This window comes from Streptomyces changanensis, assembly GCF_024600715.1.
GTDB lineage: Bacteria > Actinomycetota > Actinomycetes > Streptomycetales > Streptomycetaceae > Streptomyces > Streptomyces changanensis.
This window is the reverse complement of sequence record NZ_CP102332.1, coordinates 637,752-660,015: the sequence shown is the minus strand read 5'-3', so window position 1 is coordinate 660,015 and position 22,264 is coordinate 637,752. Positions and strand designations below refer to the sequence as shown.

Sequence of the window (22,264 nt, the reverse complement as noted above, 5' to 3'; positions counted from 1 at the left end):
GGGACGCCCGGCGGTGCCTGCGTCGCCCGCGTCGCCAAAGTCATAGGCGTCGCCCGCGGCACGGGCGTCACCACGTCACCGCCGACGTCTCGCGCCACACCCGTGCCAGGCGGTCGTCCCCGGAGAGCGCGACGGCGGGCGAGCCGGCCGGGATGCGGTTCCACAGCGTCAGGTACAGGGCCTCCGCCGGGCCGCTCAGTTCGCACTCGGCGGGCCCTTCCGCGTCACGCGTGGTGCGCGGCGCGTCGGCGGACAGGTGGACGGTCCACACGTCGCCGGTGTCCGTGGCGCGCACGCGCAGTGCCCCCGGCCGGTCCGTGCGGACGCGGCTGCCCTCCCGTCCGTGGAAGCCGCACAGGAGCTCGTCGACACCGTCGGCGGCCAGGGCGGGGCCGACGGGGGAGCGGCCGGCGACCAGGCCGAGGGCGGACTCGGCGTCGACCCGGTGCACGGTCGTCTCGTGCGCCTGGCGGCGCGCCCAGAACGCGGGCGCGGAGGGCGCGGGCAGGAACGTCCAGCACGCGAGGGCGTCCGGGGCCTCGACCAGCGCGGCGACCAGCCGCTCGTGGCCCTCCCGGTACCAGTCGAGCAGCGCGTCGCCGTCGAGGTCGGGCTCGCCGCCGCCGGGCCTGTAGGCGGTGAGGCCCTCGGCGACGAACGCGGTCGCCCAGCGGTGCACCATGCCCGTGTGCCGCACGAGGTCGCGCACCCGCCAGCCCGGACAGGTGGGCACCTCCGCGTCCGAACCCGCCTCCGCGGCGGCGTCGGCCAGCAACTGGCCCTCACGCACGAGGTACTTGATGTGCTCGGCAGTGTCCATGGCGGAATTCTGCCAGGCCGGTCCCCGCAGACCGCCCGTCTCGCACGGGTACGGTCACCGGGGGCGGTCCGGCGCCACGGCGCCGCGCACCACGTACCCGATCACGGCCGCGCCGGCGGCGAGCACCGCCACGGTCGTCAGCGCGACCGGCAGCGAGAACCACTCCGCCAGGAAGCCGATCACGGGCGGCCCCAGCAGCATGCCGCCGTACCCGAGGGTCGACGCGGCCGCCACCCCGGCCGGGCCCGCGAGGGCGCCGGCCCTGGCCACCGCCACCGGGAAGATGTTCGCCAGGCCGAGCCCGGTGATCGCGAACCCCAGGAGCGCCGCCCACACGTCCGGTGCCAGCGCGCCCAGCAGCATGCCCGCCGAGGCCGTCGCGCCGCCCGCGACGAGCGTCCTCGTCTGGCCGAGCCGTTCCAGCAGGGCCGTACCGGAGAGCCGCCCGGCCGTCATCGCCAGGGCGAACAGGGAGTACCCGGCGGCCGCGACGCCCGGGTGGGCGTGCAGGTCCTGCGACAGGTGCAGGGCGCCCCAGTCGGCGAGGGCGCCCTCGCCGTACGCCGTGCACAGCGCGATCACGCCGAAGACGGTGACCAGGCGGCGCGAACGGCGTTCCGGGAGCCGGCCGTCCGCCGCGCCGCCCGTACCGGCCGGCCCGGACAGGGACTCGGGCGGCGCGGGGGAGGGGTGGCGCAGCAGGACGGGTCCGGCGGCCGAGGTCAGGAGGAGGCCGGTGACGGTGAGGGCGAGCAGGTGGGCGGCGGGGGAGAGGCCGCCCGCGACCAGGCCGCCCAGGCCGGCGCCGAGCATGCCGCCCAGGCTGAAGGCGGCGTGGAAGGACGGCATCACCGGCCGCCGCAGGGCCGCGACCAGGTCCACGGCCGCGCTGTTCATCGCGACGTTGACGGCGCCATAGCCGGTGCCGAAGACCAGCAGGACGAGCCCGAGGGCGAGCGCCGAGTGGGTGAGCCCCGGCAGCGCGATGCTCAGCGAGAGCAGGACGGCCGAGGCGACGGTCACGGGGTGGCTGCCGAAGCGCCGGCAGAGCCGTCCGGTGAGCGTCATGGTGACGACCGCACCGGCGGAGACGCCGAGGAGGGCCAGCCCCAGGTCGCTCGCGGAGGATCCGGTCTGCTGCTTGATCGCGGGGATGCGCACGACCCAGCCGGCGAAGAGGAATCCGTCGAGGGCGAAGAAGAGGGTGAGGGCGGTGCGGAGTCGGGACAGGGAGCCGGGGGCGCGGTCTTTGCCGAGGGCTCCGTGGGAGGCGGTCGCTAGTTTGTTTAGTTGCGGCACAAACTCAGGATAGGGGTCTGGCGGACGGAGCCACAAGCGCTTTGCGCGCGGCCTGCGCGCCGGCCGTGCGCGCGTCCCCGCCGGCGCTCGCCCGCCCTACGCGTCGACGAGGGGCCGAAACCGCGCACCCGGCCGGTCGGGAGCCGGGATCATGGGAGACTCGCCCCCATGAACGGCAAGGCGACGACGACCCGTACACGGCTGGACCGGGGCCGCAGCGCGCTCGGCCCGGCCCTGGAACTGGTGCACACGGGCCGGGCCCCCACGCGTGCCGTCCTCACCGCGGAGCTCGGCGTCACGCGCGCCACCGCCGGCGCCGTCGCCGCCGAACTGGAGGCGCTCGGGCTGATCCGCGTCGACTCCCGCCCGGGGGCCGCGGCCGGTTCGCAGGGCCGCCCCTCGCACCGCCTCACCGTCGACGAGGACGGGCCCGTCGCCCTGGCCGCCCAGATCCACGCCGACGGGTTCCGCGCCGCGCTGGTCGGCCTCGGCGGCCGCATCGTCGCGACGGCCCCGGGGTGCGTCGAGGTCGCCGCGGACCCCGCCCAGGTCCTCGCCGCCGTGGTCGAGGCCGGCGCCGGGCTCCTGCGCGACAGCGGCCGCCGCTGCGTCGGCGCCGGCCTGGCCGTCCCGTCCGCCGTCGCCGAGCCGGAGGGCACCGCCCTCAACCCGATCCACGTCGCCTGGCCGGCCGGCGCGCCCGTCCGCGACGTCTTCGCCGACCTGGTGCGCGCCGCCGGCATCGACGGCCCGGCCTTCACCGGCAACGACGTCAACCTCGCCGCCCTCGCCGAGCACCGGCACGGCGCGGGCCGGGGCGCGCAGCACCTGCTGTGCGTCGCCACCGGCCACCGCGGGGTCGGCGGCGCACTCGTCCTCGACGGGCGCCTCCACACCGGCAGCTCCGGCCTGGCCCTGGAGGTCGGGCACCTCACCGTCAACCCGGGCGGACGCCCCTGCCACTGCGGCAGCCGCGGCTGCCTGGACATCGAGACCGACCCGCTGGCCTTCCTCACCGCCGCGGGCCGCGTGCCCGGCCCCGAGGTGTCCCTGCTCCAGCAGTCCCGTGACCTGCTCCGCGAGGAGCCGGACGACCCGGGCGTGCGCGCCGCCACCGAGGAGCTGGTCGACCGGCTGGGGCTGGGCCTCGCGGGGCTGGTGAACATCCTCAACCCCGACCGGATCATCCTGGGCGGCCTCCACCGCGAACTCCTCGCGAACGCGCCCGAGCGCCTGCGTGCCGTCGTCGCCGACCGGAGCCTGTGGGGCCGCAGCGGAGGCGTCCCGATCCTCGGCTGCACCCTGGACCACAACAGCCTCGCCGGCGCCGCCGAACTGGCGTGGCAGCCGGTCCTGGACGATCCGACGACCGCCCTGGGCCGCACGATGGTGTGACGGGGCGGCGCCGAGCCCTCGTGGCCGGCCTTCACCGGACACGGCACGGGGGCCGGCCAGGACCCCGGACCGGCGCCGACCGGACGTGATGCCGGCCGGGCGCGGTGGGCGCGGGTGCCGGGCGGACGTCCTGCCGGGCGGGCGCGGAGCGCCGGCGTGGCCGACTGTGGCGCCGCCCGGTCACGGGCCGGGCGGAAAACCGGGTTCCCGGCGGCCGTGGCGGACGTAGGGTGCCGAACCATGACCGCAACCGATCTTCCCCCCCGTCTCACCCACCTCACCTTCCACGGGCCGCTCTCCGAGGAGCGTGCCGAGCGGCTCGTGGGCGAGCTGGCCGCGACACGCCCCTCGACCGTGCTCGACATCGGCTGCGGCTGGGGCGAGTTCCTGCTGCGGGTCCTCGACGCCGCCCCCCGGGCGACCGGTGTCGGCCTGGACGTCCAGGAGGACGACCTCGCCCGCGGCCGGCGCATCGCCGGTGAGCGGGGTCTCGGCGAGCGCGTCGCGTTCGTCGCGGAGTCCGCGCTCGGCACCCGGCGCGGCCCGGCGGACGTCGTCCTGTGCCTGGGCTCCAGCCAGGCGCTGTGCGACCCCGAGGGGCCGCACGACGTCGCCGCCGCCCTGGCCGAACTGCGGCGCCTGGTCACCCCCGGCGGTCGGGTCCTCATCGGTGAGGGGTTCTGGCAGCGGGTGCCCGCGCCGGAGGAGCTCGCGCGCATGTGGCCCGGCGCCCACGAGGGCGACCACCTCCTCCTCGGCGCCCTCGTCGACGAGGCCGTCGAGGCGGGCTTCCGTCCCGTGAGGATCGAGACGGCGACGGGGCAGGAGTGGGAGGACTTCGAGTCCGCCTACCGCTCCGACGTCGAACTCTGGCTGGCCGCGCACCCCGACCACCCCGCCGCGGGGGAGACCCGCGCGCGCGTCGACCGGCAGCGCTCCACCTGGCTGAACGGGTACCGCGACATCCTGGGCATGGCGTATCTGACCCTGGTCCCCGTCGGCTGAGACCCCGGCGGTCGGCGGGTCCCGCCGCCCGCCGGTCACGGGACGCCGGTCACGGGACGCCGGTGCCGCGGCCGCCCGCCCGCGACGGCACGCCGGGCCGGCCCGTCACCGGTGTCGGCCGCGCCGCGGCGCCGCGCGCTCCGGCACCCGCCGACAGGCACGGAAGGCCACCCTCCGCGCGGCCCCGCGAGGCTCGCGCGGCTCCGGCGCGGTCAGCCCGCCACGGCCGACCGGACGGCGGTGTGGGCGCGCGCGGCGTCCACCACCTCGGCGCCGTCGCAGAACGCCACGGGCTCCCTGAAGGGCCCGCCGCCGACCGTCCCGTAGGCCGGGACGGCGGGGATGCCCACCGGGGTGGCCGAGGGAGCCGGCAGCGTGAACCACACGACCTTCCCCGCGTCGCCCTGCGGTCGGGCCCCCCAACTCTCGCTCACCGCCTCGATCAAGGCGAGGCCCCGCCCCGACGTCGCGAGCGGGTCCGGCCCACCCGGGGGCGGGGCCACGGCGGGCAGCCGGGGGTCGTGGTCGTGGACGGAGACGGTCAGCCGGCCGAGCAGGAACTCGATCTCGACCGTGCACACCTTGTCCGGTTTGGCGTGCTGGTGGACGTTGGTGAGGAGCTCGGTGACACCGAGCGCCGCCTTCTCGATCAGACAATCGAGATTCCAGTAGCGCAGTTGCGCCGACACGATTCTGCGGACCTGACCGATCCGCGACGGCAGGGCTTGGAGCTCTACCGTGCACTGCCTGCTGCTTGCCTGGCTGATCACGGCTGCGACTCCCCGAAGTAGGTCCGGAAGAAGACGAGGATCGGATCCAGTAGATGGCTGGCTCGTTGTCCGACGGGCTGGATCGCAGCGTCACCGCCGGTTCACCCTGAGTGATGAGTGATGTCAATCCAGCGTGGACCAGACGTGACCGCTCCGCAACTCGCGGCGACCGACGCCCCGTCAGTCCCGCCGGCCCCCGGCCCTGCGCACGACCTCCAGGAAACGGCCGGACAGTGCCGTGCCGGCGTCCGGCCGGCCCTCGCGCTGCCCCATCGTCAACCGGTACCGGGCGCCGTTCAGGGTCGCCACGGCCGAGCCCGGCGACGCGAACCACGGCTTGCCCGCCCGCACCGCGTCGACCGGCGCACTGTCGATCTCCCGGCCGTTGCTCGTCAGCAGGGCCAGCCGGCCGTCCTCGATGCGGACCTCCCCGGCGCGCGTCAGCGCGCGCGGCCACCGCTCGATGCGCACCCCCGTGGCGCTGAATTCGGGTTCAGTCAAGGCTTCGCCGCCCCCTTCGCACCAGTTCCAGGACGGACAGTCTGCACAACGACCCGCTTCCGCACCAGTGCACCTTCCGAGCCGCCCCGCAAGGACCGCCTATGGGTCGTCAAAGTCATCGTTTGCCCAGGTCGGGGAGGTATGTTCGGTCCCGGGACCCCTGGGGATCCATGGGGCGGAAGACGCGGAATGACGAGGAGTGGCACGCGTGACGACCGTTGAGCAACCCGAGCCGGCCGGATCGAGCACCGGCGCGGTCGCGCCGGGCTCCGTGCCCGCCGCGACCATCGACGTGGACCGTACTGATCCGGCCTACCGGGCCTGGCTGAAAGAAGCCGTGCGCAAGGTGCAGGCGGACGCCAACCGGTCCGCCGACACGCACCTCCTGCACTTCCCGCTGCCCGAACGGTGGGGCATCGACCTGTACCTGAAGGACGAGTCGACCCATCCCACCGGCAGCCTCAAGCACCGGCTCGCGCGCTCCCTGTTCCTGTACGGCCTGTGCAACGGCTGGATCCGCCCCGGCAAGCCGGTCATCGAGGCGTCCAGCGGCTCGACGGCCGTCTCCGAGGCGTACTTCGCGAAGCTCGTCGGCGTGCCGTTCATCGCCGTCATGCCGCGCACCACCAGCGCCGAGAAGATCCGCCTCATCGAATTCCACGGCGGCAGCTGCCACTTCACCGACGACCCGCGCCGCATGTACGAGGTGGCCGCCGCCCTCGCCGCCGACACGGGCGGCCACTACATGGACCAGTTCACGTACGCGGAGCGCGCCACCGACTGGCGGGGCAACAACAACATCGCCGAGTCCGTCTACCAGCAGCTGCGCCTGGAGCGGTACCCGGAACCCGCCTGGATCGTCGCCACGGCCGGCACCGGCGGCACCTCGGCGACCATCGCCCGGTACGTGCACTACATGCAGTACGACACCCGCGTCTGCGTCCCCGACCCGGAGAACTCCTGCTTCTTCGAGGGCTGGACGCGCGACGACCCGCAGGCCGCCAGCGACTGCGGCTCCCGCATCGAGGGCATCGGCCGCCCCCGGATGGAACCCAGCTTCGTGCCGGGCGCCATCGACCGCATGATGAAGGTGCCCGACGCGGCCAGCGTCGCCGCCGTGCGCGCGCTGGAGAAGGCCATCGGCCGCAAGGCGGGCGGGTCCACCGGGACCGGACTCTGGTCCGCCCTGAAGATCGTCTCGGAGATGGTGGCGCAGGGGCGGACGGGCAGCGTCGTCACGCTGATCTGCGACCCGGGCGAGCGGTATCTGGACAAGTACTACTCCGACGCGTGGCTGGCGGAGCAGGGTCTCGACATCGCCCCGTACACCGCGACGCTCGACGAGTTCTTCGCCACCGGGGTCTGGCGCGGCTGACCCCGCACCGGCCGGCGCCACCCGCCCCGCCACCGGCGCCACCCGCCCGCCCCACCGGGCCCGCCCACCCTCGTCCGCCCCGCCGGCCCCGTCCGTCCGGACCCGTCCGTCCCGTCCGCCCCGCCGGGCCCGCACGCCCACCGGGGCGGGCCGGGTCAGCCGGGCGGCGGGCGGGGTCAGGCCGGGCGGGCCGGGTCAGGCCGGGCGGCGGGCCGACGGGCCCAGGAGCCGGTCCAGCTCCCGGCCGAACACCCGGCGGCCCGCCCACGACAGCAGCGGGTCGCACACACGCGGCACGCCGAACACCCGCAGCTCCTCGACCCACTCCACCCGGGCCCCCGGCCCGTCCGCGGCGACGGTGATCTCGGCCCAGCCGCGCACCACCCGACCGTACTTCTCCAGCCGGCACACCCCCCGTGGCCGGTCCGCGCCCGGCGGCTCCCAGCGCACCACCCGCATCGGGTCGTCGAAGCCGAGCCTCCCCACCCCGGTACGGGCGCTGAACCGCGTACCGACGCCCGGCGGGCCCGGCGTCAGCACGACCACGCGCGTCAGCGGCACGTCCGCGCCGTGCGCCGGCCAGTCGGTGACCCGGCGCCACGCCTCGGCGGCCGACAGCCCCGTGCGCCGCCGGAGCCGGAAGACGCTCACGCCCCGTCCTCCCGCGCCGACTCGCCGGCGTCCGCCCCCCGGCCCGCGACGACGAGACCGGGCAGGTGCTCCGCCATCTCGTCGCGGACCCGCGGCGGCACCCCCGCGTCCGTGACGAGCGTGTCCACGTCCTCCAGGCGCGCGAAGGAACTCAGCGCCACCGTGCCCCACTTGGTGTGGTCGGCGACCACCACGACCCGGCGGGCCGACCGGACCAGCCGCCGGTTCGTCTCCGCCTCCGCGAGGTTCGGCGTGGAGAGCCCGGCCTCGACCGACACCCCGTGCACCCCGAGGAACAGCACGTCGAAGTGGAGCGACCCGATCGCCTGGTCCGCCACCGGCCCCACCAGCGCGTCCGACGGCGTCCGCACCCCACCCGTCAGCACCACCGTCGGCGCCCCCGGCCGCGGGCCGCCGCCCGGCAGGGCGCCCGCCGCCGCGTGGAACACGTCCGCCACCCGCACCGAGTTCGTGACGACCGTCAGCCCCGGCACCTCCAGCAGCCGCCGGGCCACCGCGTACGTCGTCGTCCCGCCGGACAGCGCGATGGCACTGCCCGGCGCCACCATGGCGGCCGCCGCGCGCGCGATGTCCTCCTTCGCGCCCGGCTCCAGCGCCGACTTCGCCTCGAAGCCCGGCTCGTGCGTGCGCGCCTCCGTCACCGGCACCGCGCCGCCGTGCACCTTCTCGATGACGCCCTGCCGCGCCAGCGCGTCCAGATCGCGGCGCACCGTCATATCGGAGACGTTGAGCCTGCGGGTGAGTTCGTTGACCCGGGCCCCGCCGCGCCGCCTGACCTCGTCGAGGATCAGGGCGCGCCGCTGCTCCGCCAGGAGGTTCTGGTTGTCGCTCACCGCAGTGGCCGGTCCTTCCGGGATCGTGGGACATCGGTCGTGGGTCGTGGGGAACGGGTCGCAGCGGCTCGTGGGGCATGTGGGCCGTGCGCCGCCCGGTCCGCCGTCCACGGTGGCCCGCCGGGCAGCTCATCCTGCCACGCGCTTCGCACCGGTGGACCGCGGGGAGATTACGTGAGAAGCGTGCGGCGCGCCGCCCCGACGGGCCACGCTGGTCCCCGCTCCGCCGCGCACCCCCGCCGCACACCCCTGCCGCAGGAAGCGAGCACCGAAGTGTCCCCACCCACCCCGGAACCGGCTCCGCCCGCCGCGGCGGAGCGGACGCAGCCCGGCGCCGCGCTCGAACTGCTCGTCCACGGCGTCGGCGGCGCCACCCCGTGCGACATGCTGGGCGACCCGCGCACCGTCCGCGTCAGCGGCGACGGCACCGCCGCCATGCACCGCCGGGCCGACGACGTGCGCGCCGAGACCGACCCGGACCGCTTCCGCGACGGCCCGGTCCCCGAGGCGTACTGCTGGTCCAACCTCACCTCCGGCAACGGCACCCGCGCCCTGTGGCTGCTGCTCCTGCCCTTCATGGTGGTCAACCTCGCCCACTGGATGCGCCCGCCCTCGTCGGGCGCCGGCCGCGGCCCGGCCCGCCTGTACGGCGTCCTCGTCCGGCTCGTCGCCCTCTCCCTCACCGTGCTGCTCACGGCCGCCGCCTGCGAGGTCGCCCTCGACCTGACGGCGTGGCAGTGCGCGGGCACCGCCTCCTGCGTGGAGAGCCGGTCCTGGCTCGGCTTCCTCTCCGCGGCGGAGGGCGGCTGGTGGTCCCAGCCGGGCCGCCGGCTCGCGCTCGCCGCCCTCGTCCCCACCGCCCTCGTCGCCCTGCTGTGGTACCTCTCGCACCGCACCTGGTCCGCCTACGAGGCACAGCGCCCGCCGCGCGGGGAGGACGAGCAGGACGGCCGCCCCGCCCTCGGCCGCCCCGGCTTCTGGTACGGCCGGCGCCTGGTCGCCCGGCTGCGGGCCGCGCACACCGCCGCGGGGCTGCTCACCGTCGCCGCGGCCGTCGCCGGCGCCGCCGCGCGCCACGACCGCGGCGGCGACACCGCCGGCGCCGCCGTCGGCTGGGGTATCGAGGGGGCCCTCGCCCTGTGCGGGCTCGTCGTCGTCGGCGTCGTGTGCCGGCGCGGCCGCAGCGAACGGCGCCTCGACAACCGGATCGACCGGGCGCTCGTGGCGTGGCTGCCCGGCTCCGCCGCGGCGCTCCTCGCCCTCGCCGCCCTGTACGCGTCCTGGTCCCGGCCCGAGTGGCGGTCCGCGGGCTCCCTCCCCGGCGACGCCGCGTTCGGCGTGATCACCCTCGGGCAGGGCACCCTCATCCTGCTCCTCGCCGCCGTCGCCGTCCGCCTGCACCGCCGCGCCCCCGACCCGCGCACCGCCCTGCACGGCCTCGCCGGACCGGCCGTCGCCATGCTGGCGTGCGCGCTCGGCGGGGTCATGGCGGGAGGCGTCGCCCAGCGCGTCGCCGACTGGCTGGACGGCCCGGGCACGCCGGGCACCGGCCGCGGCCCCCTCGCCGGGCCGCCCGTCCTGCTCAGCTGGCAGGCCGCGGTCATCCCGGTCCTGCTCGTCCTGCTGCTGGTCCCGACGGTCTTCCTCGTCACCCGGACCGCGCACACCGCGCGGCGCCTCGCACCCGTCGTCGAGGCCGAGTACGCGGGGGAGGACCCCGACCGCGTCCGTACCCGCCGCATCGCGGGCGTCCGCGCCGCCGCCGGGCTCACCGACGCGGCACCGGCCCTCGTCGGGCTGGTCTCCGGCGCCACGCTGCTGCTCGGCGCCGGGGCCCTCGCGGGCGCCTGGGCCACCGGCGAGGTACCGGGGGAGGCCTTCTCCGGGGCGCCCGCGTTCGTCGACGGCGTCGCCGAGGGCGCCCAGGCGCTCGGCTCCTGGCTGGTCGGCCTCGGCTTCATCCTGTTCGTCACCTGGGGCCGCCGTGCCTACCGCGACGCCTCCGCCCGGCGGACCATCGGCATCCTGTGGGACGTCGGCACCTTCTGGCCGCGCGCGGCCCACCCGTTCGCCCCGCCCTGCTACGCCGAGCGCGCCGTGCCGGACCTGGCGTGGCGGATGTCGTCGTGGACGGGCCGCACGGGCGGGCGCCTCGTCATCTCCGGCCACTCGCAGGGCAGCGTCCTCGCCGCCGCCGCGGTCTGGCAGTTACCCGCCGGCACCCGCCGCCGGGTCGCCCTCCTCACCTACGGCTCCCCACTGGAGCGGCTCTACGGACGCTGGTTCCCCGCCTACTTCGGGCGCGTCCCGCTCGCCGACCTCCACCGCGAGGTGCACTGCTGGCGCAACCTGTGGCGCCGTACCGACCCCATCGGGGGTCCGGTCCGGCTGCCCGCCGAGGGCGGCAAGCCGGAGGTCGACCACCCGCCCCTGCGCGACCCCGTCGTCTACGGCCGCACCCACGACCACCCGTTGCCGGAGCCGATCCTCGGCCACTCCGACTACCAGGCCGACCCGACGTTCGCCCGGGAGCGCACGGTCCTCCTCGACCGCCTCCCGCCCGCCCTGCCCCTGCCGGTGCCCCAGCAGCGCACGGACGGCCCGGACGACGCCGACGACGACCCCGCCTAGGGGGCACCGGGCCGATCAGGTCGGGCTCGCCGTGCCCGGCACGCGCCCTCGCGGCGTCGTCGTCGGTCGCCATGGCCCCGCCGTGACTCCCTCTTCACCGCGCGACCGCAGGAACCGGGCACCGCTCCCTGATCCGACCCGAGCGGCACGGCACCCCCTACGGCAGCTCCGGCAGGTCCTCCGGGTAGAGCAGGCTCAGGTCGTCCGTGCTCGCGCTGGCGAGCACGGCGACCCGGCCCGCGTGGCGCTCCACCATCGACTCGAACGTCTGCCGCGCGGTGCGGCCGTTGCCGAACGCCGGACCCTTCGGCAGCGCGTCGAAGTACTTCACCAGCCCCTCGGCCGTACCCGGCGCGAGCCGGTACTCGTGCTCCTCCGCCTGCTGCTCCACGATGCGCAGCAGCTCCTCAGCCGTGTAGTCGGGAAAGCTGATGGTCCGTGAGAAGCGGGACGCGACACCCGGGTTGACGGTGAGGAACCGCTCCATCTCCGCCGTGTACCCGGCCACGATCACCACCACCGCGTCCCGGTGGTCCTCCATCAGCTTCACGAGCGTGTCGATCGCCTCCCGGCCGAAGTCCCGGCCCGAGTCCTCCGGCGACAGCGCGTACGCCTCGTCGACGAAGAGCACCCCGCCGCGCGCCCGGTCGAACGCCTCCTGCGTGCGGATCGCCGTCGAGCCGATGTGCTCCCCGACCAGGTCCACCCGGGACACCTCCACCAGGTGGCCCCGGTCCAGCACCCCGAGGGACGCCAGGATCTCCCCGTAGAGCCGCGCCACCGTCGTCTTGCCCGTGCCGGGGTTGCCGGTGAACGCCAGGTGGCGGCGGACGGACGCCGCCTTCAACCCCGCCTCCTGCCGCCTGCGCCCCACCTCGATCATGTTGGTGAGCGTGCGGACCTCCCGCTTGACGCTCTCCAACCCCACCAGCGCGTCCAGTTCGCCCAGCACGTCGTCGGGGGCGCGGGCCGGCGCGGGAGCGGCGGCCGCCACCGGCGCGGCCCCGGCCGCGGGGGCCTGCGCGGGCACCGTACCGAGCACCCCGCCCACGGCGAGCGTGCCCACCGCCGGCGCGCCCACCGCGGGGGCGCCGACCGCGCCGGCGGTGACGCCCGCGCGGCCGGCCACGCCGCTCTCGTCGCTCGCGCACTCCTCCACCAGGGGCCCGTCCTCGCCGAACTCGTAACCACCGCGCGCGCACCGCTCCGTGCGGCACCGGCGCAGCGTCGTCCGGCACCCGTCCGTCACGTGGAAGCCGAAACCGCCGCTGCCCGTGACGCGGCAGCCGAGGAACGTGCCGCGGCCCTCCGCCGACACGTAGAAACCGGCCTCGGACGGGGAGGTGACCGTGCACCGCTCCACCGCCGGGTCGGCGCCCTTGCTCACGATGACACCGGTCCGCACCCCGTCGAAGGTGCAGCCGGAGAGCGTGCCGCCGCTGCCGTGGTCGCGGAACCAGGCGCCCGTCGCGGCGTCCCGTACCCGGCAGTCGTCGAGCTGGGCGGTCGCCCCGTCGCTGACCGACACGGCGGTGTTGCGCACCTGCGACAGGTCGCTGTCCACCACGTCGACCCGCGAGCCGCGGTCCAGGACGAACAGCGCGTCCGGCACGCCGTGGACGCGGCAGGCGTCCAGCACGGCCGTCGCCCCGTCGCTCACCCACACCGCGGGGTAGTCGCCGGTGCTGTCGTGGATCTCGCACTGGTTGGCGTCGACGCGCGTTCCCGGGTCCCACACCGACAGGCCGTTGCGCCCGAACCGCCGAACCTTCGACCGGGTCAGCGTCAGCACCGAGCGGGACCGCAGGTCGATCGCGTTCTCCGGCACGTCGTGGATGTCGCAGTCCGACAGCGTCAACACCGCGTCGGTGTCCAGCGTCACCCCGTCCGCCGACGTGCGGTGCACGCTGGAGTCCGTCAGGTGGGCGACGGCGCGCCCGCCGATCCGCACGCCGCTGCCCCGGATCTCGTACACCTCGCAGCCGACGGCCTCCAGCCCGCTGTCCTCCCCGGTCACAGAGACGCCCGCCCCCGACGCGTGGTGGATGCGGCACCGCTCGACGCGGGGGTGGGCGCCGCCGGTCACCGACAGGCCCGCCTGGCCCGCCGAGACGACCTCGCAGTCCTCGAACACCCCGCCCGCGCCGTCCAGGACGCCGATGCCGACGCCCGCGGGGTTGTCGACGGTGCAGCGGCGCACGGTCGGCCGGGCCGCGCCCCGCACCTCCACGCCGACCGCCGAGCGGGTCACGATCCGCAGGTCGAGCAGTTCCGGGGTGCCGTCCTCGACGAGCAGCGCGGGCGCCGCGGCGTCCTGGCCCTCCAGGTGCAGGTCCCGTACGGTCGCGGAGGCGCGCACGGTCAGCGGTACGCCGTCGGCCGGGGCGATGCGCACCGGGCCGACCGCCCCGTCCGCGCCCCGCAGCGTCACCGCTCGCCGCAGGACGAGGTTCTCCCGGTAGGTGCCCGGGGCGACGGTCAGGACGTCGCCGTCGGCCGCGGCCTCCAGGGCCGCCGCGAGGGAGGTGTACTCGCCGGTGCGCCGCCGCCACCGCGACGTACCGCTGTGCGTCACCTGGACCGTGCCCTGTGCCATGGTGCTGCTCTGCCCCCACCTCGTGCGCTCGTGGCCGTCCGCCGCCCGACCCGTCGCACCACCGTAGCGCGCACGGGCACGGTGAGTTGCCCGCTCGCCCCGGGAGCCGGCCGGCCCCGGCGCGGGGCCGCCGGCGTGGTGCCACGGGTCGTCAGGCCGTCGGCGCGTCCCGCGTGGCGAGGATCCGCACCGGGTCGCCGACGCGCAGGGTGCCGGTCGTCTCGGGGACGAGGTTCTGCCCGAAGACCAGCTTCCTGCCGAACCTCCGGTGCCGGGTGAGGGTGCGCAGCGGCTCCCGGCCGCGCACACCGGTGCGCTGGTCGGTGGTGGTCACGACGCAGCGGCCGCACGGCTTGGCGACGCGGAAGGTGACGTCCCCGATGGCGATGCGCGCCCACCGGTCCTCCTCCCACGCCTCGGTGCCGTCGACGACGACGTTCGGCCGGAACCGCTCCATGGGCAGCGGCCCCTCCTCGGGGTGCTCACCCGCGGCGATGAGGGCGTTGAGCGCGTCGAGGGACGCCGTGGTGGTGACCAGGAGCGGGTAGCCGTCGGCGAAGCTGACGGTCTCGCCGGGCAGCGCGTACTCCGGGTCGACGGGGCGGCGTCGGGCCGGGTCGTCCATGTGCACGAGCCGTACCTCGGCGTCGAGGTACGCGCCGAACCAGGCGTCGGCGTCGGGGCCGGCGGGCACGGCGTCGACCGCGGTGCCGAAGACGTCCACGACGACCGTGCCGACCGCCGGGTCGGGCACCCGCACCGTGAGCGGCGCACGGCCGGGCGCGGTGAGCCGGACCCCGCCGTCGGGCAGGGCCTCGGCGGACGCGAGGGCCAGCCGGGCGTACTGACGCTGCGTCACGGCCTTGCCGCCCGCGCCGGCCACCATCCAGCGGCGGTCACCGGCGAGGCCCCAGGGCTCCACGACCGCCTGGGCGGGGGAGGAGCGACCGAGGGCCTTGACGGGATGGACGTGCAGGGAACTCAGGGCGGGTCGGGGCGTGACCTCGTGACTCGGCATGGCCTCATCCTGCCAGCGGCTCCCGGCCCGCCTCCGGCCGGTCCCCCGCCCCGCCCTCTTCCGTCAGTAACCGCCGCCCTGGTACGTCCGGTACGGGTCGTCGTACGGGGCGGGCGCGGGCGCCGGGGCGGGGCGGGCCGCGGCGGGGCGCATCGCCTCGTACCCCGTGGTCGCCGGGGCGACCGGGCGCATCGGCTGGGGACCCTGCGGGCCCGGGTAGCCGTAGCCGCGCGGCGCGGCGGTCTGCTGGGGGACGTAGGAGGCGGGCGTCTGGTGCGCCGGTGCGTGGTGCGGGGCGGCGGCCTGCTGGGGGTAGCCGTAGCCGTAACCGCCGTAGGTGGCGGCGGGCTGGGGGGAGGGGGCCGCCGGGAGGGCGGGGAGGGCCGCGGGCAGCGCCGGCAGGTACGCGCTGCCGGTGTCGTACGCGGCGGGCACTCGGATCGGGGCGATCTGAGGCGTGCCCCGCTCTGCGACGAGGGAGTCGTAGATCGGGGTGTCCGGGAACGACGGCGCGTGATAGTACGCACCGCCGTACGAGGCACGGGGGGAGGTCATGGCCCTAAGTTAAGCCCCCGGTGTGCCGGGTGGAAGGCCGATAAGCGGGTTGTTTGACGCGTCTTGTGCGGCTGCGGAACACCAATGCGACGAACCGGGGGAAATCGGTCACGGAGCGGCGTAATGATCGTGTAAAGCCCGAGCTGGCGAGGGGTTACCGACGAGTCTGCCCAACGGGGCGCCGCCGCTGCGCCTAACGTGGCCCGTACACACGTCACGAGGGGCTCGACAGACGATGGGGGCGGGCATGTCCATGCTTAAGGGAGCCAACGTTCCGGTGCCGGCCCGGCCGCTCCGGGTCGAACTGGGCTGGGAGGCGGGGCCGGGGGTCCCGGATGTCGACGCCTCGGCGCTCCTGCTCGCGTCGGGCAAGGTGCGCTCCGACGCGGACTTCGTCTTCTACAACCAGCCGGCGCACCCCTCCGGTGCCGTGCGCCACGACGGCAAGCGCACCGCCGGCGCGTCGGTGACCGACGCCCTCACCGTCGACCTCCCGCGCGTGGAGCCCGGCGTGGAGCGCGTCGTCCTCACCGCGTCCGCCGACGGCGGCACCTTCCGCCAGGTGCCCGGCCTGTACGTGCGGGTCCTCGACGCCGCGGACGGCACGGAGGTCGCACGGTACGAGAGCCGGGACGCCACCGTGGAGACCGCCTACATCATGGGCGAGCTGTACCGGCGGCAGGGCGCGTGGAAGTTCCGCGCCGTCGGCCAGGGGTACGGCACCGGACTCGAAGGGCTGGCGCGGGACTTCGGCATCACCGTGGACGACCCCCAGCCCGCCATGCCCCCGCCCCGCCACGCCGGTGCGGCGCCCACCGCCCCCACCCCGCCCGCCCGGCCCGTGACGCCCACACCCGTACCGCCCCCGCCGCCCGCGCCCACACCGCCCCCGGCGCCCACTCCGGTGTCCCTCTCCAAGGTCACCCTGACCAAGGAGGCGCCCACCGTCTCCCTCGCCAAGCAGGGCGGCACCTCCGGCGCACTGCGCGTGAACCTCAACTGGGAGGTGCGCAAGCAGTTCCGCGGGTGGGGCGCCAAGCGCGGCCGCGCCGTCGCCCACCACTCCGACCTCGACCTCGACCTGTGCGCCCTGTTCGAACTGTCGGACGGCAGCAAGGGCGTCGTCCAGGCCCTCGGCAACACCTTCGGCGACCTGCGCCGGCCCCCGTACATCCACCTCGACGGCGACGACCGCACCGGCGCGGTGGCGACCGGCGAGAACCTCACCGTCAACCTCGACCACCGGGACGCGTTCCGCCGGATCCTCGTCTTCGTCACCATCTACGAGGGCGCGCGCAGCTTCGCCGACCTGAACGCGACGGTCACCCTCACACCGCAGCACGGCGCCCCCGTCGAGTTCTTCCTCGACGAGTGCACCGTCCCCTCCACGGTCTGCGCCCTCGCCCTGATCACCCGCCACGGGGACGACCTGGTCGTCCAGCGCGAGGCCCGCTACCTCGTCCCGGAGCGCGGCGTCAGCCCCCAGCGGACCATCGACCACGCCTACGGCTGGGGCATGAACTGGACACCGGGCCGCAAGTGAACCGCTACCGCTCCGAAACGGCCTGCGGCGCGCCGTACGTACGCCCCTTCCAGGCCGCGCCCCGCCCACGGTGGTGCCGCAGCGCCGAGTCCACCGTCATCAGCAGGTAGAGGAAGGCCGTCACCGGCAGCAGCACGGCCCCCCGCAGCGGCTGCCGGTAGTAGCGCAGCATCGGCACGTACGTCCCCGCCATCACGGCCCACGCGGCGCCGCCCGCCCACGCCGCCACCGCGTCACCACCCGCGACCCCCGCCGCCAGACACAGCGGGGGCGCCAGGTACACCAGGGCCAGGCCCGCGACGGTGCAGGCCAGCACGGCCACGCTGTGCCGCAGCTGCGCGTACGCGCTGCGCGCCACCATCCGCCACAGGTCCGCGAGCCGCGGGTAGGGCCGCACGCTGTCGACGTGGTCGGCCAGCCCCAGCCAGATCCGCCCGCCCGAGCGGCGCACCGCCCGCGCCAGGGCGACGTCGTCGATCACCGCGCCCCGGATCGCCCCGGGCACCCCGGCCCGTTCGGCCGCCGCCGTCCGCAGCAGCACGCAGCCGCCCGCCGCGGCCGACGCGCGGGCGCGGTTGACCCACCGGAACGGGTACAGCTGGCAGAAGAAGTAGACGAAGGCCGGGACGACGAGCCGCTCCCACCCGCCCGCCACCCGCAGCCGCGCCATCTGCGACACCAGGTCGAGACGGTGCGAGGTGGCGGCCGCCACCAGGCGGCGCAGGCTGTCCGGCGCGTGCGCGATGTCGGCGTCCGTCAGCAGCAGGAAGTCCGTACCGCCCTCCCCGTGCCCGCGCGCCACCGCGATGCCGTGCCGCACCGCCCACAGCTTGCCCGTCCAACCGCGCTCCGGCGGCCCGGGGCTGACCACGTTCAGCGGCAGCCCGCCCCCGTGCCGCCACGCGCACCGCTCCGCCAGAGCCCGCGCCAGCTCCCCCGTCCCGTCCGTGCTGCCGTCGTCGACGAGGACGATCTCCGCCCGGCCCGGGTAGTCCTGGCGCAGCAGTGAGGTCAGGCTCACCGGCAGCACCTCCGCCTCGTCCCGGGCCGGGACGACGACGGCCACCGAAGGCCAGGCGACGGGCTCGACGGAGCCGCGGGGGAGCCGCTGGTCGGTACGCCAGAACAGGCCCTGCCCGAGGAGCAGCCACGCCCACGCGACGCACGAAACAAGGGCGATCCACGCAATCAAACTCATTCGCGGCAGTCTGCCCCACATCGGGGCGCGCGTGAGGGCGGTCGGCTAGGGTGACCGGGTGAAGATCGCGCTCATGGACTCCGGGATCGGCCTGCTGGCGGCGGCCGCCGTGGTGCGCCGGCTGCGGCCGGACGCCGAGCTCGTGCTCTCCTCCGACCCGGACGGCCTCCCCTGGGGGCCCCGTACCCCCGAGGACGTCACCACGCGCGCGCTGGCCGTGGCCCGTGCCGCCGCCGCCCACGCGCCCGACGCCCTCGTGGTCGCCTGCAACACCGCCTCCGTCCACGCCCTGCCCGCCCTGCGCGCCGAGCTGGAGCCGGGCATCCCCGTCATCGGCACCGTACCGGCGATCAAGCCGGCCGCCGCGGGCGGCGGGCCCGTCGCCATCTGGGCCACCCCGGCCACCACCGGCAGCGCCTACCAGCGGCGGCTGATCGCGGAGTTCGCGTCCGGTGTGGACGTCACCGAGGTGCCCTGCCCGGGCCTCGCGGACGCCGTGCAGTACGCCGACGAGCGGCGCATCGACGCGGCGGTCGCCGCGGCGGCCGCCCTCACGCCGGCCGGCGTCACCAGCGTCGTCCTCGGCTGCACCCACTACGAGCTGGTCGAGGAGCGCATCCGCGCGGCACTGCGCCCCGTCACCGGCCGGGACGTCGCCCTGTACGGCTCCGCGCATGCCGTCGCCGCGCAGGCCCTGCGCCGCGTGGGCGCCGACCCACGGCCGGACGCCGCCCCGGCCGGGTACACCGGCCCCGCGCTCACGGTGCTCCTCAGCGGTCGCCCCTCCGCCCTGCCCCCGGAGGCCCTCGCCTACCCGGAGGGCCGCCTGCTGCTGGCACCCACGGCGGCGGCCTGACGACCACCTCACCCGGACGCCCCGGACCGTGGGCCACGCCGGACCCGGCTCGGTAGGCTCCGCACCATGAGGGAGCCCCGGGACCCGGAGACGACCCCGCCCCGCGCCGAGCGCCCCTCCCCGGACTTCGTGCCGGCCGTGCCGGAGACCTGGAAGGGACGGGCGACCAACCGCGTGCAGTGGCTGCTCGCCGCGGGCGGAGCCGCCTGTCTCGCCCTCGGCGTCGCGCTCGCGTTCGGCGCCGCGTGGACCGCGGGCGTCACCGCCGTACTGATGGCCGTCGTCGGCTGCGTCACCGTCGGGCTCCTCGTCCTCTTCGGGACCCTCGCCTTCGTCCACGTCGAACTCATCGTGGACCGGCACGCCCTGGAGGTGCGCTGCGGCCACATGGGGCTGCCGCGCCGCCGGATCCCGCTCGACCACGTGGTCGGCGCGGAGTTCGACCCCCGCGTCACCCCCCGGCACTGGGGCGGCTGGGGCTACCGGTGGCGCCCGGAGCAGGGCACGGCCGTCGTCGTACGCCGCGGCGAGGGCCTGGTCCTCACCCTCGGGGACGGCCGCAGCTTCACCGTGACCGTCGACGACGCCGAGACCGCGGTCCGGGTCATCCGCCACCGCCTGCACCTGCGCCGCGGACCAGACCCGCCACCGCTCCGCAAGGGCGCCGGGTAACGGCCCACGGCGAGTGGCGGGGCCGTGGTGGGTCGCCCCCGCAGGGGTCGGCGACAGCGGGTCCACGTCGGCGGTACCCGAGGCCGCCGACCCCGAGGAGGTGACCCGCCGCGGCCCCGCCCCACCCGCCGCGGCCCCGCCCCACCCGCCGCGGCCCCGCCCCACCCGCCGCGGCCCCGCCCCACCCGCCGCGGCCCCGCCCCACCCACCGTCCCGCCCGCTCGTCGTCCCGTCCCCCGGGAACCCGACACCGGCGCCGCGCCGGCCCACGCCCCGACGGCCCCGGACCCACCGCCCCACCCACCCACCGCCAGACGGTCCGGGCCCAGCGGTCCCCCTCCCCGGCGGCCGGCGACGCGCCGTAGACTCCGGCAGGTGAGCGCCACCATGACCCCCCTCGCCGTACCCGGTCCCCCCGAGCAGGGGGAGCCCCGCCGAGGGCGGTGGCCGCGGCGGCTCGTGCGGCCGGGAGCGGCGCTGCTGGCCGGGGTCGTGCTCTTCCTGAGCTTCCCGCCACGCCCCCTGTGGTGGCTCGCGCCCCTCGCCTTCGCCCTCCTCGGGTGGACCCTGCGCGGGCGCCGCCTGCGGGCCGGGTTCGGCTTCGGGTTCCTGACGGGGCTCGGCTTCCTGCTGCCGCTGCTGAGGTGGACCGGCGAGGAGGTGGGACCCGTGCCGTGGCTGGCGCTCGTCACCGTCGAGTCGCTCTTCGTCGCCGCCACCGGTCTCGGTGTCGCCGCCGTCACGCGGCTGCCCGCCTGGCCGGTCTGGGCCGCCGCCGTGTGGGTGGCCGGGGAGGGGTTGCGCGCTCGGGTACCGTTCGGCGGCTTCCCCTGGGGGAAGATCGCGTTCGGCCAGGCGGACGGGGTGTTCCTGCCGCTCGCCGCGGTCGGCGGCACGCCGGTCCTGGGCTTCGCCGTCGCCCTGTGCGGCTTCGGCCTGTACGAGGCGGTCCGCGCGGCCCGTCTCCGCCGCGCCTCCGGCCGGCTCCCGCGCGCTCCGCTCGCCGTGGCCGCGCTCTCCATGCTGGTCCCCGTGACCGGCGCGGCCGCCGCCCGGCCGCTGGTCTCCACGGCGGCCGAGGACGGCACCGCCACGGTCGCCGCCATCCAGGGCAACGTGCCCCGCCTGGGCCTCGACTTCAACGCCCAGCGCCGTGCGGTCCTCGACAACCACGCGCGCCGCACCGAACAGCTCGCCGCCGACGTCGCCGCCGGCAAGGCCGCGCGGCCCGACTTCGTCCTGTGGCCGGAGAACTCCTCCGACCTCGACCCGTACCGCAACCCCGACGCCCGCGAGGCCATCGACCGGGCCGTCCGGGCGATCGGGGTGCCCACGGTCGTCGGCGCCGTCCTCACCCCTGAGACGGGCACGCTGCGCAACACGCTCGTGCAGTGGGAGCCGGGGCGGGGCCCCGTCGCCACGTACGACAAGCGGCACGTGCAGCCGTTCGGCGAGTACATCCCGATGCGTTCCGTCGTCCGCCTCTTCAACGAGGACGTGGACCGGGTCAGCCGCGACTTCGGCCCCGGCACCGAGGTCGGTGTCTTCGACCTCGCCGGCACCCGCGTCGGCCTCGCCACCTGCTACGAGGCGGCGTTCGACTGGGCGGTCCGCGACACCGTCACGCACGGCGCGCGGTTGATCTCCGTACCCAGCAACAACGCGACCTTCGGACGCACCGAGATGACCTACCAGCAGCTCGCGATGGACCGTGTGCGGGCGGTCGAGCACAGCCGCACCGTGGTCGTCCCCGTCACCAGCGGCGTCAGCGCGATCATCCTGCCGGACGGCGGGGTCGTCCGGCAGTCGCGGCTGTTCACACCGGACGCCCTGGTGGCCGAGGTGCCGCTGCGTTCCTCGCTCACTCCGGCGACCCGTCTGGGCGTCTGGCCGGAGGCGGCGCTCGCCGCGCTCGCCCTGGGCGGTCTCGGCTGGGTGGCGGTCCGTGCCCGGGCCGCGCGCCGGGGGAGGACCGCACCGAACCAGTAGGGTCGTTCGTATGGGGACCCCCGATTTCATCAAGGCTCTCAGGGCGTCCGCCGGGCACCAGCTCCTGCTGCTGCCCGGCGTCACCGCCGTGGTCCTGGACGACGAGGACCGGGTGTTGCTGATGCGACGCGTCGACGACGGCAAGTGGGCGTTGATCGGCGGCATCGCCGAGCCGGGGGAGCAGCCGGCCGTCACCGCGGTCCGCGAGGTGTACGAGGAGACCGGCGTCGAGTGCGTCGCGGAGCGCGTCGTCATGGTGGCCGCGCAGCCGGAGCCCGTCACGTACCCGAACGGTGACCAGTGCCAGTACATGGACATCGTCTTCCGGTGCCGCGCCACGGGCGGGGAGGCCCGTGTCCACGACGACGAGGCGCTGGAGGTCGGCTGGTTCCGCGTGGACGCGCTGCCCCGGCTGCACGAGAGTCAGCTGTTCCGCATCAAGCAGGCGCGCACCGACGCCCCCACATGGTTCGCCACCACCCCTGCTGACTGAAGTATGGCCGCCGCCCACATCAGCGAACGAACACCGGCTCCGT

The 22,264-nt window shown here is 76.1% G+C and carries 19 protein-coding genes; 9 read left to right on the top strand and 10 right to left on the bottom strand.

Translation table 11 applies throughout. From position 1 onward, the window contains the following. Positions 1-67: 67 nt before the first annotated feature. Both NRO40_RS02825 and NRO40_RS02820 read right to left on the bottom strand, forming a co-directional pair. The gene (locus tag NRO40_RS02825; protein ID WP_058940365.1) at positions 68-820 is read right to left on the bottom strand and encodes a maleylpyruvate isomerase family mycothiol-dependent enzyme; all 753 of its coding nucleotides are present in this window, start codon (positions 818-820) and stop codon (positions 68-70) included. 54 nt (positions 821-874) lie between these two features. Further along, the gene (locus tag NRO40_RS02820) at positions 875-2,119 is read right to left on the bottom strand and encodes an MFS transporter (RefSeq protein WP_058940364.1); all 1,245 of its coding nucleotides are present in this window, start codon (positions 2,117-2,119) and stop codon (positions 875-877) included. A gap of 168 nt (positions 2,120-2,287) precedes the next feature. On the opposite strand from NRO40_RS02820, the gene NRO40_RS02815 reads away from it, so the two are divergent. Together NRO40_RS02815 and NRO40_RS02810 are read left to right on the top strand one after the other, a co-directional pair. Next, complete coding sequence (locus tag NRO40_RS02815; RefSeq protein WP_058940363.1) at positions 2,288-3,514, top strand: ROK family protein; 1,227 nt, start codon at positions 2,288-2,290, stop codon at positions 3,512-3,514. A gap of 240 nt (positions 3,515-3,754) precedes the next feature. Then, complete coding sequence (locus NRO40_RS02810) at positions 3,755-4,519, top strand: class I SAM-dependent methyltransferase (RefSeq protein WP_058940362.1); 765 nt, start codon at positions 3,755-3,757, stop codon at positions 4,517-4,519. Between the two features lie 212 nt (positions 4,520-4,731). Here NRO40_RS02810 and NRO40_RS02805 read toward each other — a convergent pair whose 3' ends face one another. Next, positions 4,732-5,286: an ATP-binding protein gene (locus tag NRO40_RS02805; protein WP_408057071.1), complete on the bottom strand. Its 555-nt coding sequence runs from the start codon at positions 5,284-5,286 to the stop codon at positions 4,732-4,734. A 183-nt stretch (positions 5,287-5,469) separates the two neighbouring features. Next, the gene (locus NRO40_RS02800) at positions 5,470-5,790 is read right to left on the bottom strand and encodes a hypothetical protein (RefSeq protein WP_058940360.1); all 321 of its coding nucleotides are present in this window, start codon (positions 5,788-5,790) and stop codon (positions 5,470-5,472) included. Between the two features lie 271 nt (positions 5,791-6,061). On the opposite strand from NRO40_RS02800, the gene NRO40_RS02795 reads away from it, so the two are divergent. Further along, positions 6,062-7,165, top strand: a complete 1,104-nt coding sequence (locus tag NRO40_RS02795; protein WP_058940420.1) for a PLP-dependent cysteine synthase family protein — start codon at positions 6,062-6,064, stop codon at positions 7,163-7,165. A gap of 195 nt (positions 7,166-7,360) precedes the next feature. Here the strand turns inward: NRO40_RS02795 and NRO40_RS02790 are convergent, their stop codons facing one another. Beyond that, the gene (locus NRO40_RS02790) at positions 7,361-7,816 is read right to left on the bottom strand and encodes an SRPBCC family protein (protein ID WP_058940359.1); all 456 of its coding nucleotides are present in this window, start codon (positions 7,814-7,816) and stop codon (positions 7,361-7,363) included. After that, positions 7,813-8,670, bottom strand: a complete 858-nt coding sequence (locus NRO40_RS02785; RefSeq protein WP_058940358.1) for a DeoR/GlpR family DNA-binding transcription regulator — start codon at positions 8,668-8,670, stop codon at positions 7,813-7,815. Before NRO40_RS02785 ends, NRO40_RS02790 begins: the two co-directional genes overlap by 4 nt. 273 nt (positions 8,671-8,943) lie before the next feature. Here NRO40_RS02785 and NRO40_RS02780 point away from each other — a divergent pair, with 273 nt between their 5' ends. Further along, positions 8,944-11,301 carry a hypothetical protein gene (locus tag NRO40_RS02780; protein WP_058940357.1) on the top strand — a complete coding sequence of 786 codons (2,358 nt, stop codon included), beginning with the start codon at positions 8,944-8,946 and terminating at the stop codon, positions 11,299-11,301. A gap of 157 nt (positions 11,302-11,458) precedes the next feature. Here the strand turns inward: NRO40_RS02780 and NRO40_RS02775 are convergent, their stop codons facing one another. From NRO40_RS02775 to NRO40_RS02765, 3 genes are all read right to left on the bottom strand, one after another. Further along, entirely contained in the window at positions 11,459-13,897 is a 2,439-nt protein-coding gene (locus NRO40_RS02775) for a right-handed parallel beta-helix repeat-containing protein (protein ID WP_058940356.1), read from the bottom strand. 151 nt (positions 13,898-14,048) lie between these two features. Then, positions 14,049-14,915 carry an MOSC domain-containing protein gene (locus tag NRO40_RS02770; RefSeq protein ID WP_058940355.1) on the bottom strand — a complete coding sequence of 289 codons (867 nt, stop codon included), beginning with the start codon at positions 14,913-14,915 and terminating at the stop codon, positions 14,049-14,051. Between the two features lie 63 nt (positions 14,916-14,978). After that, positions 14,979-15,470: a DUF6643 family protein gene (locus NRO40_RS02765; protein WP_058940354.1), complete on the bottom strand. Its 492-nt coding sequence runs from the start codon at positions 15,468-15,470 to the stop codon at positions 14,979-14,981. Between the two features lie 247 nt (positions 15,471-15,717). Here NRO40_RS02765 and NRO40_RS02760 point away from each other — a divergent pair, with 247 nt between their 5' ends. Beyond that, positions 15,718-17,013, top strand: coding sequence for a TerD family protein (locus NRO40_RS02760; protein ID WP_232790933.1), 1,296 nt, complete (start codon positions 15,718-15,720; stop codon positions 17,011-17,013). A gap of 4 nt (positions 17,014-17,017) precedes the next feature. On the opposite strand, the gene NRO40_RS02755 is transcribed toward NRO40_RS02760, so the two are convergent. After that, complete coding sequence (locus NRO40_RS02755; protein WP_257375321.1) at positions 17,018-18,211, bottom strand: glycosyltransferase; 1,194 nt, start codon at positions 18,209-18,211, stop codon at positions 17,018-17,020. A gap of 58 nt (positions 18,212-18,269) precedes the next feature. Between NRO40_RS02755 and NRO40_RS02750 the strand changes: the two genes are divergently transcribed. From NRO40_RS02750 to NRO40_RS02735, 4 genes are all read left to right on the top strand, one after another. Continuing rightward, complete coding sequence (locus tag NRO40_RS02750; protein WP_058940351.1) at positions 18,270-19,067, top strand: glutamate racemase; 798 nt, start codon at positions 18,270-18,272, stop codon at positions 19,065-19,067. A 66-nt stretch (positions 19,068-19,133) separates the two neighbouring features. Further along, the gene (locus NRO40_RS02745) at positions 19,134-19,739 is read left to right on the top strand and encodes a hypothetical protein (protein WP_058940350.1); all 606 of its coding nucleotides are present in this window, start codon (positions 19,134-19,136) and stop codon (positions 19,737-19,739) included. 375 nt (positions 19,740-20,114) lie between these two features. Further along, entirely contained in the window at positions 20,115-21,728 is a 1,614-nt protein-coding gene (lnt, locus tag NRO40_RS02740) for an apolipoprotein N-acyltransferase (RefSeq protein ID WP_232790932.1), read from the top strand. 10 nt (positions 21,729-21,738) lie between these two features. Further along, positions 21,739-22,221: an NUDIX hydrolase gene (locus NRO40_RS02735; protein WP_058940348.1), complete on the top strand. Its 483-nt coding sequence runs from the start codon at positions 21,739-21,741 to the stop codon at positions 22,219-22,221. Positions 22,222-22,264: the final 43 nt, after the last annotated feature.

Excerpts from the sequence above, each read along its gene's own strand:
- NRO40_RS02745 (WP_058940350.1), top strand. The coding sequence starts at position 19,134 with ATGAGGGAGCCCCGGGACCCGGAGACGACCCCGCCCCGCGCCGAGCGC.
- NRO40_RS02810 (WP_058940362.1), top strand. The coding sequence starts at position 3,755 with ATGACCGCAACCGATCTTCCCCCCCGTCTCACCCACCTCACCTTCCAC.
- NRO40_RS02775 (WP_058940356.1), bottom strand. The coding sequence starts at position 13,897 with ATGGCACAGGGCACGGTCCAGGTGACGCACAGCGGTACGTCGCGGTGG.
- NRO40_RS02760 (WP_232790933.1), top strand. The coding sequence starts at position 15,718 with ATGTCCATGCTTAAGGGAGCCAACGTTCCGGTGCCGGCCCGGCCGCTC.
- NRO40_RS02755 (WP_257375321.1), bottom strand. The coding sequence starts at position 18,211 with ATGAGTTTGATTGCGTGGATCGCCCTTGTTTCGTGCGTCGCGTGGGCG.
- NRO40_RS02765 (WP_058940354.1), bottom strand. The coding sequence starts at position 15,470 with ATGACCTCCCCCCGTGCCTCGTACGGCGGTGCGTACTATCACGCGCCG.
- NRO40_RS02815 (WP_058940363.1), top strand. The coding sequence starts at position 2,288 with ATGAACGGCAAGGCGACGACGACCCGTACACGGCTGGACCGGGGCCGC.
- NRO40_RS02770 (WP_058940355.1), bottom strand. The coding sequence starts at position 14,915 with ATGCCGAGTCACGAGGTCACGCCCCGACCCGCCCTGAGTTCCCTGCAC.
- NRO40_RS02825 (WP_058940365.1), bottom strand. The coding sequence starts at position 820 with ATGGACACTGCCGAGCACATCAAGTACCTCGTGCGTGAGGGCCAGTTG.
- NRO40_RS02735 (WP_058940348.1), top strand. The coding sequence starts at position 21,739 with ATGGGGACCCCCGATTTCATCAAGGCTCTCAGGGCGTCCGCCGGGCAC.